The sequence below is a fragment of the Streptomyces koelreuteriae genome, from assembly GCF_018604545.1.
GTDB classification, from domain to species: domain Bacteria; phylum Actinomycetota; class Actinomycetes; order Streptomycetales; family Streptomycetaceae; genus Streptomyces; species Streptomyces koelreuteriae.
The window spans coordinates 6,558,856-6,574,008 of the sequence record NZ_CP075896.1; the positions used below are offsets into that span (position 1 = coordinate 6,558,856).

The 15,153-nt window shown below is 70.4% G+C and carries 16 protein-coding genes; 13 read left to right on the forward strand and 3 right to left on the reverse strand.

Going from position 1 to position 15,153, the window contains the following annotated elements; all coding sequences use genetic code 11:
* The first annotated feature begins 11 nt into the window (after positions 1-11).
* A complete protein-coding gene (gene sufU, locus KJK29_RS29525) occupies positions 12-482 on the forward strand; it encodes a Fe-S cluster assembly sulfur transfer protein SufU (RefSeq protein ID WP_215122219.1) in 471 nt (156 codons plus the stop codon).
* The gene (locus KJK29_RS29530) at positions 479-811 is read left to right on the forward strand and encodes a metal-sulfur cluster assembly factor (protein ID WP_184596910.1); all 333 of its coding nucleotides are present in this window, start codon (positions 479-481) and stop codon (positions 809-811) included. Before sufU ends, KJK29_RS29530 begins: the two co-directional genes overlap by 4 nt.
* Positions 812-891: 80 nt before the next feature.
* Here KJK29_RS29530 and KJK29_RS29535 read toward each other — a convergent pair whose 3' ends face one another.
* The gene (locus KJK29_RS29535) at positions 892-1,725 is read right to left on the reverse strand and encodes an AbfB domain-containing protein (RefSeq protein WP_215122220.1); all 834 of its coding nucleotides are present in this window, start codon (positions 1,723-1,725) and stop codon (positions 892-894) included.
* A gap of 168 nt (positions 1,726-1,893) precedes the next feature.
* On the opposite strand from KJK29_RS29535, the gene KJK29_RS29540 reads away from it, so the two are divergent.
* The 4 genes from KJK29_RS29540 (at position 1,894) to KJK29_RS29555 (ending at position 4,333) form a co-directional block, all read left to right on the forward strand.
* Positions 1,894-2,214, forward strand: a complete 321-nt coding sequence (locus tag KJK29_RS29540; protein ID WP_215122221.1) for a DMT family transporter — start codon at positions 1,894-1,896, stop codon at positions 2,212-2,214.
* Positions 2,214-2,771 carry a TetR/AcrR family transcriptional regulator gene (locus KJK29_RS29545; RefSeq protein WP_215122222.1) on the forward strand — a complete coding sequence of 186 codons (558 nt, stop codon included), beginning with the start codon at positions 2,214-2,216 and terminating at the stop codon, positions 2,769-2,771. Before KJK29_RS29540 ends, KJK29_RS29545 begins: the two co-directional genes overlap by 1 nt.
* A 160-nt stretch (positions 2,772-2,931) precedes the next feature.
* Positions 2,932-3,921 carry a 2,3,4,5-tetrahydropyridine-2,6-dicarboxylate N-succinyltransferase gene (gene dapD / locus KJK29_RS29550; protein ID WP_215122223.1) on the forward strand — a complete coding sequence of 330 codons (990 nt, stop codon included), beginning with the start codon at positions 2,932-2,934 and terminating at the stop codon, positions 3,919-3,921.
* 181 nt (positions 3,922-4,102) lie between these two features.
* Positions 4,103-4,333 carry a hypothetical protein gene (locus tag KJK29_RS29555; RefSeq protein ID WP_215124506.1) on the forward strand — a complete coding sequence of 77 codons (231 nt, stop codon included), beginning with the start codon at positions 4,103-4,105 and terminating at the stop codon, positions 4,331-4,333.
* Between the two features lie 8 nt (positions 4,334-4,341).
* Here the strand turns inward: KJK29_RS29555 and dapA are convergent, their stop codons facing one another.
* On the reverse strand, positions 4,342-5,235 hold the full coding sequence (dapA, locus tag KJK29_RS29560; RefSeq protein ID WP_215122224.1) for a 4-hydroxy-tetrahydrodipicolinate synthase: 894 nt from the start codon (positions 5,233-5,235) through the stop codon (positions 4,342-4,344).
* 134 nt (positions 5,236-5,369) lie between these two features.
* Between dapA and KJK29_RS29565 the strand changes: the two genes are divergently transcribed.
* From KJK29_RS29565 to KJK29_RS29575, 3 genes are all read left to right on the forward strand, one after another.
* Entirely contained in the window at positions 5,370-5,789 is a 420-nt protein-coding gene (locus KJK29_RS29565; RefSeq protein WP_215122225.1) for a phage holin family protein, read from the forward strand.
* Positions 5,786-6,151 (forward strand): DUF3618 domain-containing protein, encoded by a 366-nt coding sequence (locus KJK29_RS29570; RefSeq protein WP_215122226.1) that lies wholly within the window; start codon positions 5,786-5,788, stop codon positions 6,149-6,151. Before KJK29_RS29565 ends, KJK29_RS29570 begins: the two co-directional genes overlap by 4 nt.
* 438 nt (positions 6,152-6,589) lie before the next feature.
* Positions 6,590-7,276 (forward strand): antibiotic biosynthesis monooxygenase, encoded by a 687-nt coding sequence (locus tag KJK29_RS29575; RefSeq protein WP_215122227.1) that lies wholly within the window; start codon positions 6,590-6,592, stop codon positions 7,274-7,276.
* 55 nt (positions 7,277-7,331) lie between these two features.
* Here the strand turns inward: KJK29_RS29575 and KJK29_RS29580 are convergent, their stop codons facing one another.
* Positions 7,332-9,161, reverse strand: a complete 1,830-nt coding sequence (locus KJK29_RS29580; RefSeq protein WP_215122228.1) for an endonuclease/exonuclease/phosphatase family protein — start codon at positions 9,159-9,161, stop codon at positions 7,332-7,334.
* A gap of 310 nt (positions 9,162-9,471) precedes the next feature.
* Between KJK29_RS29580 and KJK29_RS29585 the strand changes: the two genes are divergently transcribed.
* The 4 genes from KJK29_RS29585 to KJK29_RS29600 all read left to right on the forward strand — a co-directional run bounded on the left by KJK29_RS29585 (position 9,472) and on the right by KJK29_RS29600 (position 15,151).
* A complete protein-coding gene (locus KJK29_RS29585) occupies positions 9,472-10,899 on the forward strand; it encodes a hypothetical protein (RefSeq protein WP_215122229.1) in 1,428 nt (475 codons plus the stop codon).
* Between the two features lie 155 nt (positions 10,900-11,054).
* Entirely contained in the window at positions 11,055-12,488 is a 1,434-nt protein-coding gene (locus tag KJK29_RS29590; protein WP_215122230.1) for an alkaline phosphatase PhoX, read from the forward strand.
* Between the two features lie 354 nt (positions 12,489-12,842).
* On the forward strand, positions 12,843-14,426 hold the full coding sequence (locus KJK29_RS29595; protein ID WP_215122231.1) for a TROVE domain-containing protein: 1,584 nt from the start codon (positions 12,843-12,845) through the stop codon (positions 14,424-14,426).
* 83 nt (positions 14,427-14,509) lie between these two features.
* Positions 14,510-15,151 (forward strand): GntR family transcriptional regulator, encoded by a 642-nt coding sequence (locus KJK29_RS29600; protein WP_215122232.1) that lies wholly within the window; start codon positions 14,510-14,512, stop codon positions 15,149-15,151.
* Positions 15,152-15,153: the final 2 nt, after the last annotated feature.

A 15,153-nucleotide genomic window follows, 5' to 3' on the forward strand; every position in this document is an offset into this window, starting at 1 on the left:
GTGCGGAAACCGTGAAGCTGGATTCGATGTACCAGGAAGTCATCCTGGACCACTACAAGAACCCGCACGGGCGTGGTCTTAGGGATGGCGACGCCGAGGTGCACCACGTGAACCCGACGTGCGGCGACGAGATCACGCTCCGTGTGAAGTACGAGGGCACCACGATCAAGGACGTCTCGTACGAGGGCCAGGGCTGTTCCATCAGCCAGGCGAGCGCGTCCGTACTGAACGAACTCCTCGTCGGCAAGGACCTCTCCGACGGACGGAAGATCCAGGAGACCTTCCTGGAGCTGATGCAGTCCAAGGGGAAGCTCGAGCCCGACGACGCGATGGAGGACATCCTGGAGGACGCGGTCGCGTTCGCCGGGGTGTCCAAGTACCCGGCCCGGGTCAAGTGCGCCCTGTTGAGCTGGATGGCCTGGAAGGACGCTACGGCCCAGGCCCTGGGCGAGCCCGACGCCGAAAGGAAGACGACGGCATGAGCGAGACCATCGAGATGAAGCCGGCCTCGGAGGACGAGGTCCGTGAGGCGCTGTACGACGTCGTCGACCCCGAGTTGGGCATCGACGTCGTCAACCTCGGGCTGATCTACGGCATCCACATCGACGACGCGAACATCGCGACGATCGACATGACCCTGACGTCGGCGGCCTGTCCGCTCACCGACGTCATCGAGGACCAGGCGAAGTCGGCCACGGACGGCATCGTGAACGAACTGCGCATCAACTGGGTCTGGATGCCCCCGTGGGGCCCCGACAAGATCACGGACGACGGCCGGGAGCAGCTCCGGGCGCTCGGGTTCAACGTCTGAGATCCACCCGGGATCCATACATGACGAAGGGGCGGCACCTTTCCGGTGCCGCCCCTTCGTCATGTTCGTTTCAGGGTGGCTCAGTTCAGCCCGCCCACCAGCCGGAACGACGCGTCCGCGCGGAAGTCGCCGTAGTGCTGGTACGGGTCGAGGCGGAGCTGGAAGTTGCGGTGGCGCAGGAAGCGGCCCGGGTAGTTCACCGACTCCAGCATGACCGCGCCGGAGGGGTACACGGGGCGGGGGCAGAAGGTGGCGTCCTGGCGGAACAGGGCCGAGCCGTCGTCGCTGTTCTTGACGAGGACGAAGCTGCGGTGGCGGAGATAGCCGCCGTCCGCGGTGATGAAGGAGTAGCAGGAGGAGTCGGCGAGTCCGGCGACGCGCCGGAACGTGGCGTCCTCACGCTGCTCGGGGCCGGAGCCGATCGAGTCCAGGCGCACATAGCCGTCGCGCACCCGCCAGTAGCGGTCGGGGTGGTTGACCGAGCGTATGGATGTCCCGCTGGACTTCGGGGGCTTCGGGGCCGGTGAAGTCCGATCGGACTTGGAGGGCTTCGGTGCCTTCGGGCGCGGCTTCGGCGAGGCGCTCGGGCTGGTGGACGCGCTCGTCGTGGGGGTGGGCGACGGGCGTTCGCGGTCCTTGCCGGGCGTCTGCGTGGCGTTCTTTGAGGGCGTCGCGAAGGAGATCAGGCCGCCCGGGGCAGAACTGCTGAGGGTCGTCGGCTCCGCCGACTCGGCTGCCGGTTCGCCGGCCTGACTGTCCATCACGGCTATCGCCGTCACGCACGCGGTGACCGTGGCCAGGGCGAGGGCGCCCGCCAGCCAGAGCCTTCGCGTTCCCGGTGCCCGGGTGGTGTCCGGGGCCCAACCGCTTTCCCACGGACGGTCCTGTGGCGGCCGGGACTTGTCTTCTGTCATGCGCTGGTTCCTCCATCGGGGCACCCTTGACGGCGGCGCAGTTGTGGTGGCCCGGTGTGTGATCGGTGACACCGTAGTGGACGTCCGGGATCACTGGGGGCGTTATGTGAGAGCGGTTTCCGTCCTGTGATGTGTACGGTCGTACAGATGATGTGTACGCTGGTACACATGGGTTATCTGCTGCTGGCCTCGGCCATAGCCGCCGAAGTGGGTGCCACGACTGCCATGAAGTACAGCGACGGCTTCAGCAGGCTCGGACCCTCGCTGCTCACGCTCGTCGGCTACGTCGTCTCCTTCGCCCTGCTCGCGCAGACGCTGAAGACCGTCTCCGTGGGCACGGCCTACGCGATCTGGGCCGGGGTCGGCACCGCGGCCATCGCCACCATCGGTGTCCTGTTCCTCGGCGAGGGCGTGACCGCGGCCAAGGCCGCCGGAATCGCGCTGATCATCGTCGGGGTCGTGGTGCTGAACCTGGGAGGCGGTCACTGATGCCCCGGCGCTACGACCCCGAGCGGCGGCAGCGGATCATCGACGCGGCGATCCGGGTCGTCGGGGCGAAGGGCATCGCGGGGCTGAGCCACCGCAGTGCCGCCGCCGAGGCCGATGTGCCGCTCGGCTCCACGACGTATCACTTCAAGACCCTCGACGAACTGCTGGTCGCCGCGCTGCGGCAGGCCAACGAGGGGTTCGCCAAGGTGGTCGCCGGGCGCGGCGGACTCCAGGATCCCCGGACCGATCTGGCGGCGGAACTCGCCGCATGGGTGGGAGAGTGGCTCGCGGGCGACCGGACCGGCGTCGAGCTGGAGTACGAGCTGTATCTGGCCGCCCTGCGCCGGCCCGCCCTGCGGCCCGTCGCCGCCGAGTGGGCCGAGGGGGTCGCCGAGTTGCTGTCCCGGCGTACGGATCCCGTGACGGCGCGGGCGCTGGTGGCGGTGGTCGACGGGATCTGTCTGCAGGTGCTGCTGACGGGGGTGGCGTACGACGAGGCGTATGCGCGGGAGGTGCTGGGGCGGGTTGTGGGAGGTTGTGGCGGGGCGGGTGAGTAGCCGGTGGTGGGGTCGTTCCGGGGCTTCCGGGGCTCTGGGCTCGGGGCCGGTGGCGGTGGGCGCCGCAGGGCGCCGACCAGCATGGAGACGTACCGCCCGGCACGTGAGACGGCCCCGTACCGGTTCGCATCGAGTGCCGTCCGCCGGTTAGGTTGCCCTTATGACCGACACGACTGCTCCTCGCACCACCGGCGCCGTGGCCGCCGGCCTCGCCACGATCGCCGCCGACGGCACCGTCCTCGACACCTGGTTCCCCGCCCCCGAGCTGGCCACCGAGCCCGGCCCCTCCGGCACCGAGCGGCTGTCCGCCGAGCGTGCCGCGGAGCTGCTCGGCGACGGCGCGACCGCCGCGGTCGGCCCCGACGCCCGCCGGGGCGTCGAGGTGGTCGCGGTCCGCACGGTCATCGCCTCGATCGACGAGAAGCCGGTCGACGCGCACGACGTCTACCTGCGTCTGCACCTGCTCTCCCACCGTCTGGTGAAGCCGCACGGCCAGAGCCTCGACGGCATCTTCGGCCACCTCGCCAACGTCGCCTGGACCTCACTGGGCCCGGTCGCCGTCGACGACCTGGAGAAGGTCCGCCTGAACGCGCGCGCCGAGGGCCTGCACCTGCAGGTGACGAGCGTCGACAAGTTCCCGCGTATGACGGACTACGTGGCCCCCAAGGGCGTCCGCATCGCCGACGCCGACCGGGTCCGTCTCGGTGCGCACCTCGCCGAGGGCACCACCGTCATGCACGAGGGCTTCGTCAACTTCAACGCCGGCACGCTCGGCACGTCGATGGTCGAGGGCCGTATCTCCGCGGGCGTCCTGATCGGCGACGGCTCGGACATCGGCGGCGGCGCCTCCACCATGGGCACCCTGTCCGGCGGCGGCAACGTCATCATCTCCATCGGCGAGCGCTGCCTGATCGGCGCCGAGGCGGGCGTGGGCATCGCCCTCGGCGACGAGTGCGTCGTCGAGGCCGGCCTCTACGTCACCGCCGGCACCCGCGTCACCATGCCCGACGGGCAGATCGTCAAGGCCCGCGAGCTGTCCGGCGCCTCCAACATCCTCTTCCGCCGCAACTCGGTCACCGGCACGGTCGAGGCCCGGCCGAACAACGCGGTGTGGGGCGGTCTGAACGAGATCCTGCACAGCCACAACTGATCCGCGTCGGTCATCGCCGAGCGCCCTCCCACGCCCTAGGACGGCTGGGAGGGCGCTCGTGTGTTCCCGGGATGATCGGGCGTGACCTCGTGACGGGCCAGGCAGATGAACGGGTGGACGCAGGGTCCGATCTGACGCCGAACCTATGAAACGAGGACCGGGCATGAGCAACGACCGGGGCATGAGGAACGAGCGCGAGCGGGGTGTGGCGCGTTGTCTGGCCGGGGCGGTCGCGGTACTGGCGGTGTGCTCGCTTTCGGCGGGGGCCGCGCATGCCGACGAGACCAATACGAACTCGCACAACGGCCACCGGTTCGGTCTGGTCAACGTCAGCACCGGGCAGGTCGACGACCCGGCGGAGGACGTGCTGGAGCACACGCTGCTGTTCGGCGACGGGTACGCCTGGAACTGAGCCGGGTGTCAGGCGGTGGTCAGGGCCCCGTGGAGCCTCAGCAGTGCGTCGGTCGTGGCGCGGTCGGCGGGGCGTAGGGGGGCGCGGACCGGGCCTGCGGGGAGGTTCAGTGCGGTGAGGAGTGCCTTCGTGGTGGTGGTGCCCGGGAGGCCTGCCGACATGATCGCCTCGATGAGGGGGGTGGCCTGCTGCTGGAGGTGGGCCGCCCGTGCGGTGTCGCCGGCGTCGAAGGTGTCCAGGACCGCTCGCAGGTGGCCCGAGATCACGTTCGCGACCGTGCTGACGTAGCCCGTGCCGCCCACGGCGTACAGCGCGAGATTGTGCTCGTCGCAGCCCGCGTAGTACGCCAGGTCCGTGCGGGCCAGGACCTTCTGGGCGGCCAGGAAGTCCTGCGAGCAGTCCTTGACCGCGACGATCCTGGGGTGGTCGGCGAGGCGGAGGATCGTCTCGGGTTCGACGCGGATGCCGGTGCGGATCGGGATGTCGTAGAGCACGAGCGGGAGTTCGGTGGCGTCCGCGATCTCGCGGAAGTGTGCCTCGATCGCGTCCTGCGGGGGCCTGCTGTAGTACGGCGGGATCACCAACAGGCCGTCCGCGCCCGCCTTTTCGGCCTCCCGGGCGAGGTCGGTGGTGTGCCTGGTGTCGGCGGTGCCGATGCCCGCGACGATCGACGCGCTGTCGGGCACGGCCTCGCGGACGGCGGTGATCAGGGCGGACTTCTCGGCGTCCGTGGTGGTGGGGGATTCGCCGGTCGTGCCGGAGAGTACGAGGCCGTCGCAGCCCTGTGCGACGAGGCGGGCGGCGAGGTGCTGGGCGCCGTCGAGGTCCAGGGTTCCCGTCTCGGTGAACGGGGTGATCATGGCGCAGAGGGTGCGACCGAACGGTGCTGTCGTCGTCGTCATGTCAGTAGTGTCGGCGGCATGATTGTGTAGCTCCACTTAAATCTGCTACCAGGTGTTGGTTAGATTTACTTCGAGGTTGTGTGAGGGCGGTGAGGGTACTCGGGGGTTCCCACTTCGAGAGGAGGCGGAACACTGTGACCGGAACCATGGAACGTCGGGTCGTGCGCGACGAGCACCACTCCGTGGGTGAGCTCGTCGGACAGGCCGCGGAGCAGCTCTCCCAGCTTGTGCGGCAGGAAGTGGCTCTCGCTAAGGAGGAGCTGGCCGAGAAGGGGCGGCGTGCGGGGCGTGGCGGCGGGCTGCTCGGTGCGGCGGGGGCGGTCGCCTATGCCGGGTTCCTCGCGCTGGCCGGGACGGGGATTGCCGCCCTCTCGCTGGTGCTCTCCGTCTGGGCCGCGGCGCTCATCGTGACGGGGGTGCTGTTCGTCATCGCGGCCGTGCTGGGTGTGGTCGGCCGGGGGCAGTTGCGTCGGGCGACGCCTCCTACGCCTGAGGAGGCCCTGGGCAGCGTGAAGGCGGACGTGGAGGAGATCAGGGAAAGGGCGCATCGATGACGGACGCGACGAGTGGGGCCAAGGGGCCCGATGAGCTGCGGCGGCAGATCGAGCGGACGCGCAGTGAACTCGGCAACACGGTGGAGGAGTTGGCGGGGAAGGCTGATGTGAAGGGGCGTGCGCGGGCGCGGGCGGCTGATCTCCGGGACAAGGCCGGGGCGATGACCGTGCAGTTGCGCAGTAGTGCGGTGCAGGCGGGGCATACGGTGCAGGACAAGGCGACGCATACGGGGCCTCGGCCGGTGCGGAACGCTGTGCAGGCCGGGTTGCGGCATCCGCGGCCGGTGCTGGTGGTGGGGGCGGCTGCGGGGGCGGTGGTGGCTGTCGGGGTGTTGCGGCGGAGGCGTTACGGGCATTGGTGAGTGCGGGTGCGTGCGGTGCTTGTGCGGGTGCGGGTAGCGCCTACGCCGTGGGTGGTGGGTCGGGGCCGCGCCGGGGGGTGTCCGTCCTCGGAACGGCGCGATGGGGTTGCGTACCGACTAGCTGTCCGTTGACGCGCCAACCGCTGCGGGCGGACACCCCCCGACACGTCCCCTGCTCGCCGTACGCGGGTGCGGGCGCGTCCCGGCTGAGCTGCCGCCGGCGCCGCCGCGGGTCCGCCCTTGCCGCCCCCGCTGCGGGCATGCGTGCCGCTAGGGGCGGCACGGGTGGGCGCAGCGGCACCCCGCTACGCCGGGCTGCGGACCCAGCCGACTTCAGCGCCGACGCCGAGGTGCGTGAGAACCATTGCTTGACCTCAAGCTTGGTTGAGATTGAAAGGTGGGTGCAACGCATTCGGCGAACCGTGACTGGAGTGTTCAATGAGCCGTCGGACCGAGCAGCAACCTGATCTCACCGACCCGCGTATCGGTGCTCCCCTCTTCAGTACTTGGCGCGTGGGGACGCCCGAGCGGCAGGGGCTGACTGTCGAGGCGATCGGGCGGACGTGGGAGCGGCGGCCCTGGCCCGCGGACGGGCTGCTGGGGTATCACGTGTACGCCGGGCAGGACGGGTCCACGCTGATGCACCACTCGCAGTGGAGCGGCGAGCACGCCTTCGAGGCGTTCGTGAAGACCCATCGGCAGGAGCGGGTCGACGAGATCGACACCGCGGTGCCGGGGATCGAGCGAGTGGGGCTCGGGCGGTACCGGCGGTATCGCAGCCGGGAGCGGGCCGTCGGGGACGTGCGGGTGCCCGGGGTGATCGTCACCGTCCGGATCGACTTCGAGGAAGGGGCCGGGGCGCGCCGGGAGGAGTGGGTCGACCTGGTGGTGAAGGCTCTCGGGGACGATCCGGAGACGCACGCCGGGCTGATCTCCGCTCACTTCCATCTGAGTACCGATGGCGGGCATGTGCTGAACTACGCCGAGTGGGAGAGCGACCAGGCCTATGACGATGCCTTGGCTGCGCCGGGGAGTGACGCGTGGGAGCGAGTCCGGGGCTATCCGGGGATGACGGGGTCGAGCGGGAGCCGGTATCGGCATGCGCTGGGGCTCGTGCCCGGGTGAGGGGTGTGGTGTGAGGTGGGCCGGCTGAAGCAGTCGTTCAGCCGGCCCTCGCCGGTTACGGGCGGAAGCGCAGGACCTGGGGGTCGTGGTCGCTGATCTGGTCGTTGAACTCCGCGTTGATGTGCACGCTGTCGTACTCGAAGTCGCAGTCGCGGCGGATCGACGGGCTGATCAGGATCTGGTCGAGGACCTGGCTGTTGCCCTGGTAGACGTACGAGTAACGCTCGTTGCGCGGGAGCGACTTGATCGCCGACCAGAGTTCGCCGCGGCCCTCCAGGAGCTTCGCGGTCGTCGAGAACTCGAAGTCGTTGATGTCGCCCAGCGTGACGACGTCCGCGTTCTTCTGGGTGTCGAGGATGTCCTTGACGAAGGCGTTCACCAGGGTGGCCTGCTGGTGGCGCTGGGTCTCGGAGCTGCGGGACGGCGGCTGGTACTGGGAGGTCAGGCCCTGGTCGCCGCCCTTGGAGTTGAAGTGGTTGGCGATCACGAAGACCGTACGGCCGCGGAAGGCGAACTCGCCGGCCAGGGGCTTGCGGCTGTTCTTCCAGGCCTCGTCGGCGGGGGCGATACGGCCGGGGCTCAGCGTGAGGTGGGCCTTGCCGCGGATCTTCGTCACGTCGGTGGCCGTCGTGGCGTCGCCGCCGGCGCGGTCGGTGAAGGAGACCCGCTCCGGGTTGAACAGGAACGCCTGGCGGATGTTGCCGCCCGGCTCGCCGCCGTCGGTGCCGTTGACCGGGTCGATCGAGCGCCAGTCGTACTTCGGGCCGCCGGCCGCGACGATCGCGTCGATCAGCTTGGTGAGGGTCTGGTCGGCGGCGACCGTGCCGTCGTTCGTCGCGCCGTTGTTGTCCTGGATCTCCTCCAGGGACACGATGTCCGGCGACTTGAGGTTGTTCACGATCGCGGAGGCGTGCGCGGCGAAGGTGCCGTCGGACGGGTCGAGGTTCTCGACGTTGTACGTCGCGACCGACAGTTCGCCCTTCTTCTGCTTGCGGGTGGTCTCGCGCTTGGCGTCACCGGTCTTCAGCGTGCCGAGTTCGCTCGCTACCAGGGTGTAGCCGCCGAACTGGTTGTAGTCGAGCGGGCCCGCCGTCGTGCCGGTGAGGGTGTCGCCCACGTTCGCCTTCGGGAAGTCGGCCGTCGCCCCGAGGGACTGGATCTGCAGGCGGCCGGTGTTCTGGGCGTCGTAGGCGCCGTAGACCGTGCCGCCGTGGCGGTTGCGGTTCTCGTGCGGCTTCACCGTCACCCAGAGTTCGGTGTACGGGTCGGTGGCGCCCACGACACGGGTGTCGGAGACGCGGACGGTCATGCCCTCCAGCGCCTCGTAGTGGTCCAGGGCGTACTTCGAGGGCTTGAGCGGGAGCGCGTTGATCGAGCCGTTCGCGGTCGTGTCGCCGGTGGGCGCGTAGGTGGCGGGGACCGACCGCGAGCTGATCGTGGTGGCGGCGGGGAGCTTGTTGCCGCTGGAGAGGACCGTGAACGTCGGCTTGGTGATCTCCGTCAGCGACTGGTTGCCGGAGGTGGCGCCGCCGGGGACGTACTCCGCGACCGTGCCGCTGACCGTGACGGAGTCACCGACGGCGACGCCCTTCGGCGCCGAGCTGGTGAAGACGAAGACGCCCTCGCTGGTCGCCGGGTCGGCGTCCGGGTTCGGGTCCTGGATCCAGAAGCCGCGGGAGGAGCCGTACGTCCGGATGCCGGTGACGATTCCGGCCACGTCCGTGACCTGCTTCCCGGCGTACGGGGAGGTCCGGGTGCTGCCCTGGACGTCGTGGACGCGGACCGAGTCCGCGTGCGCGGGGGTGGTGAGGACGATCGTGGAAGCCGCGGAGCACGCGGCGGCGACGGTGAGCGCGGCGAGACGCGCGGACGACTTGCTCGGCAAGGGGTTTCCCTCCGGGGACGTGACAGAGCGCCGGGACGAGGGTGGTGCGTGGGCTGTCCGCCGCTGCCTGTGGGGCGGCGGGGCGGTGTGACGTGTGTAGGGGGTGGTGGACGGGCGGGTGAGGTGGGGCCGACCCGGTGAACAACTGTCCGCCGACTTCTACGCGCGTCAATCTCCAGCCTGTTCATGTCACTTGTCAAGGTTTCGGCCATGTACAACGGCCGACGAGGAGATGAAGCGGGCGGCATGGGTGGAAATCCGTCTAGGCTGAGCGGCTGAGTCGTATGAGGCGCCCTAGGAGAAACAGCCGATGTCAGACAGCTCCCCCCTGCCGCCGGTGCGGCTGCACTCCGAAGCGGAGCTGGCACGTGCCGCACTGTCCACGCCGTTGCTCTCCCGGGCCGCCCGGCTCGCCCGCTGGGCCGGGCCGGACACCCGCGTCGACGCCGGGGGAGGGCTCGTCGACGAGCAACTGCCCGCGGCGGCCCAGACGCTCGGGCTGAGCGGGGACGATGCCGCCGCCGACGCCAGTGAGGCGTGGCGGGTGGCCGTGGACGCCGGGCTCGTCGAGGTCGTCGACGAGGAGGAGGGCACCGTCCGCGCGGGCGAGGACCTGGCCCTGCTCACCGGCGGCTCGCCGCAGGACGTACTCGCCCTGTGGCTCGCCGCCCTGGAGACGGTGCTCGCCGACGCGAGCGTGCCCGACCTGGAGGGACTCGCCGACCTCGTCGACGAGGACGGCGAGATCGACCTCTCCGGGCTCGACTGGGACCCCGAGTCCGAGGCCGAGTTCCTCGACGGGGTCCTCGGCAACCTCTATCTGCTGACCGCCGGCGAGGACACGCCCGACGAGGCGCCGGTGCCGCTGCCCGCGCTGGCCGCGTCGGTGATCGTGCCCAGCGACATGGGCGAGCCCACCAACGACGTCCTGGAGCAGGTGTCCGACGCGATGATGCGGCTGGACGACCAGTTCCGGATGCTGGAGCCGGTGGGATTCGTGGAGTACCAGCCGGTGGACGAGGCGCTCATGGCCGACGCCGACGAGGAGCCCGCGGCGCCCGTCGACGACACCGACGTCTCCCGCTACGGCATGGTCCGCCTCACCCCGCTCGGGCTGTACGGGATGCGCGCCCGGCTGCTGGAGGCCGGGTTCGAGGCGCCCGCCGTCGGCGACCTCGCGGACAAGGGCGCCGACGCCCTGCTCGACGGCACGGCGGCGTTCCCCCCGGCCGCGGCGCAGGCCGAGACGCAGCAGTGGCTCGCCCGCCGAGACTCCCTCGCCTCCGCGCGGGAGCTGCTCGCGGCGGCCCGGGGCGCGGACGCCGGAGCGCCTCTGCGGCGGCTGCGGTGCCAGCAGGCCTTGTCCCTGGTGGGTGCCTCGGCCGAGCCGGCGCTGCGGGAGGTGCTCGACGATGCCGAGCTGGGCGGGCTTGCGCGAGTGTGGCTGACCGAGCACGGGGCGGTGGATGTGCCGGCGCCGTCCGAGGCGATGGTGTACTGGCTGACCATCGACACGGTTGCCGCGCAGCTTGCCGCGGAGGGGAACTCCGAGGAGCTGCGGGCGCTGGTGCAGGGGCTTGCTCAGCAGCACAGTGGGTTCTTCGCGGCGGTGTGGCGGGTGGATCATCCTGCTGTGGCTGATGTGCTGGAGGCGATGGGGCGGTTGCATCCGGACAAGAAGGTGGCGAAGGAGGCCCGGAAGGCTGCGTTCAAGGCGCGGTCGCAGCAGGGTGGTTGACCTTGCTTTTGCGGGTGCGGCGCCGTCTTGGCTTATCGCGCAGTTCCCCGCGCCCCTGGGGTGTTGTTCAACCGGCGTTCATGGATGACCGGCACGGTGTCGCCGAAACGAGGTCCGCCACCCTCCACGGCATTCTCACCGTCACAGGAGACACCATGTCGCTCACCCGTAGGGACTTCGCCAGAACTTCCGCGATCACCGGTGCCGGTGTCGCGCTGGCGGGCAGTGTCGGCGCCCTCGCCACCGCACCGAACGCGCTGGCGTCCTACGACACCGACGCGGCCGCGGACTCCCGGCACGGGGTCGGCTACGGGCCGCTGGTCCCGGACCCCAAGGGCATCCTCGCCCTGCCCGCCGGCTTCACGTACCGGATCCTCACCTACAGCGGCAGGACGAAGCTGGAGTCCGGCGAGTTCACGCCGTCCAACCACGACGGCACCGCCACCTTCGACGGTCCCCGCGGCACCACCCTGCTCGTCAACAACCACGAGCTGAAGGGCCCGCGCGCCAACTGGGAGCACCCGGTGCCGCTCACCGAGGGCCTCGTCTACGACCCGGCCGCCGCCGGTGGCTGCACGGTCGTCGAGGTACGCCCTGACGGACGGGTCGCCGAGTGGGTCGGCATCGCCGGCACCTCCACCAACTGCGCCGGTGGCAGCACCCCCTGGGGTACCTGGCTCACCTGCGAGGAGAACTCCGACAAGGCCGGCGTCAACGGCATGACCAAGGACCACGGCTATGTGTTCGAGGTCGATCCGTGCGACCGGCGCGCCAATCGCAGCCCCAAGCCCCTGAAGTTCTTCGGCCGCTACGACCACGAGGCCGTCGTCATCGACCCCAGGCGCGGCCACGCCTACCTCACCGAGGACGCCGCCGACCCCAACGGCCTCTTCTTCCGCTGGACCCCGCCGAAGGGCTTCGTGTACGGCCCCGGGAAGTTCCGCAAGCTCGCCGACGACGCCGGTGTCCTCCAGGCGCCCAAGTGCTTCGACTCCGGCGGCAAGTTCGTCGACGACCTGTCCCGGGCCACGAAGATCGGCACCGTGTACGGCGTCGACTGGGTGGACGTACCCGACCGCGACGCCCGTACCGTCCCCGTGCGCAAGCAGTTCGAGGACGACCAGGTCACCCGCGCCCGCAAGCTGGAGGGCATGTGGTGGGGCGACGGCGGCGCCTACATCGTCTCCTCGTACGCCCGTGAGGAGAGCCCCGTTCAGCATGATGGGCAGGTCTGGTTCTACGACCCCAAGCGCCGGACGCTGACCCTGAAGGTCCTGCTCGGTGTGAACCCCGACCCCTCCAAGGACGGCGCCCTCGACGGCCCCGACAACATCACCGTCTCCCCGTACGGCGGCCTCGTCATCGCCGAGGACGGGGAAGGCGTGCAGCACCTGTTCGGCGCCACCGACAGCGGACGGACGTACCCGATCGCCCGCAACGAACTCAACACCGGCACCGAGGAGGAGCCGGAATACAGCGAGTTCACCGGTGTCACCTTCTCTCCCGACGGCCGGACGCTCTACGCCAACATTCAGACCCCGGGCATCATGCTGGCCATCACCGGGCCTTGGAAGCGGCAGAAGCGGTAGGAAATTCGGTCGCAGTGCCGGCGCTGCGCCTCCTACAGTGAGATCACAACGTCACGCACCTCCCGGTGCGATGGCAGCGGCTACTTCTCTGTCAAAGAATCCGATGCCGCCGCCGACTTGATCTCGGGAGGCGCAGCATGTGGTGGGTGCCCGGTGCGCAGGCAACGGTTACTTCATGGGATCGGAAGGTTGCGGGTTCGAGTCCCGTCAGCGACCTCGGGTCGCTGTAGCTCAATGGGTAGAGCATCTGAATAGTCCGTCGCCGACTTCTGTCCTCGGGCACCCACCTCTCTTTCTCGCATGCAGCGTCTCCCCTGGATTACGTAAGCAATAAGGAATTCGGGGGAATTCATCATGGCGCGATTCAACTCCAAGGCAGCCCGTGCGCGTCCCGTCTCGCGCGTCACGTCCACCGGGCGTGTGCTGCGCACCTACCAGGGCGGCCGCGGCCGGGAGCGCGATGCCCGCTCCGAGCTTTTCCTGCTCGCCGTCTCGAACTTCGTGTCGCAGCAGACCTTCTACGAGACCGGCGCCGACCGCGACGACCGCTTCGTGAAGCTCGTGCGCGAACTCGCCGTCACCGACCCGGCCTGGACGGCCGGCCTGCTCGGCTGGCTGCGCGGCGAGGGGAACCTGCGTACGGCTTCGGTCGTCGGTGCCGCCGAGTATGTGCGCGCACGTCTGGAGGCTGGCGCGACCGACGGCCCGTCCAACCGGCAGGTCGTCGCCTCCGTGCTCCAGCGGCCCGACGAGCCCGGCGAACTGCTCGCGTACTGGACCGCGAGGTACGGGCGGAACGTGCCCAAGCCGGTCAAGCGCGGTATCGCCGACGCCGTCCGCCGCCTCTACCACGGCAAGGCGCTGCTGAAGTACGACACCGCCTCCAAGGGCTACCGCTTCGGCGACATCCTCAACCTCGTGCACGCGGCCCCGGGCCCGGACAAGCCGTGGCAGGGTGAGCTGTTCCGCTACGCCCTGGACCGGCGGCACAACCCCGACACCGCGGTACCGCCCGAGGCCGACCGAGTCCTTCGCGCGCACCGTGAGCTGATGGCGCTGCCGGTCGAGGAGCGGCGCGCGGTCGTGACCGCCGAGGGCGGTGCCGAGCGGCTGGCCGCTGCCGGAATGACGTGGGAGACGCTGGCGGGCTGGATCCAGGGGCCGATGGACAAGGCGGCCTGGGAGGCCGTGATTTCGTCGATGGGGACCATGGCGCTCGTGCGCAACCTGCGGAACTTCGACGAGGCCGGGGTGTCCGACGAGGTCGCCGAGCGGGTCGCCGCGCGGATCAGCGACCCGGCGGAGGTCGCGCGCTCGCGGCAGTTCCCCTTCCGGTACCTCGCCGCGTACCGGAACGCGCCGTCGCTGCGCTGGTCGTACGCGCTGGAGCGGGCCCTCGGGCACTCGCTGGCCAACGTGCCGGTGCTGCCCGGCCGGACGCTGGTGCTCGTGGACCGCTCGGGCTCGATGTTCTGGTCCCGGCTGTCCGACCGCTCGGAGCTCACCCGTGCCGACGCGGCGGCGATCTTCGGTACGGCGCTGGCGCTGCGGGCGGAGCGCGCGGACCTGGTCGAGTTCGGCTCGACGAGCGACCGTGTGCGGTTCCGTGAGGGCGAGTCGGTGCTGAAGATCCTGGACCGCTTCGGCGATCTGGGCGGCACCGACACGACGGAGGCGGTGCGCCGGCACTACCGGAAGCACGACCGGGTGCTGATCGTCACCGACGAGCAGTACACGCACCACCACCGGGGCGACCCGACCGAGCAGGTCCCGGCCGAGGTGCCGGTCTACACCTGGAACCTCGCCGGATACCGGGCGGGCCACGGCCTGTCGGGCACGGGGAACCGGCACACCTTCGGCGGCCTGTCGGACGCGGGCTTCCGGATGGTTCCGCTGATCGAGGCCTCCCGGGACGCCGACTGGCCCTGGGCGGCCTGAGAGACCGTGGCCCGCACCGCGTGGGGAGTGCGGGCCACGGTCCTCTTGTGTGCGGCTACTGCTGACATCTAACATTTCAGTCCATGGAGGCCATCCGACCCGTGCCCCGGACCCTGCTCAGGGACCGGGCGTACGCGGCGATCCGGGACGCCATCGTGGCCGGGGAGATCGAACCCGGGGCGGTGGTGCGGGACGCCGAGCTCGCGGAGCGGCTCGGGCTGTCCCGGGCGCCGGTGCGGGACGCGTTCTCCCGGCTGGTGGACGAGGGGCTGCTGGAGAGCAAGCCGCAGAGCTACACCCGGGTGACTCCGCTCGTGGCCTCCGAGGTGCGGGACGCCGCCGCCGTGGTCGGTGCCATGCACGAGCTGGTGACGCGGGTCGCCGTGCCCCGGCTGAAGGCCGCGGACATCGAGGCGATGCGGGCCGCCAACGAGCGGTTCGCCGCCGCCGTCGGCAGCGGAGACGTGGACGCGGCCCTGCGTGCCGACGACGCGCTGCACGAGGTCCTCGTCCGGGTGAGCGGAAACCGCGCCGCCGCGGCGACCGCCGCCCGCTACACCCCGCTCATCCGCCGCCTGGAGCGACGACGCTTCGGGCAGGGCGGCAGCTGCCGTTCCACCGGGCTGCACGAGCGGCTGATCGAGGCCTGCGCGGCCGGTGACGTGGCCGAGGCGGTCCGCGTCACGGCGGAGATCTGGCGGGGGCTCGAAGCACTCGCCGACTGACC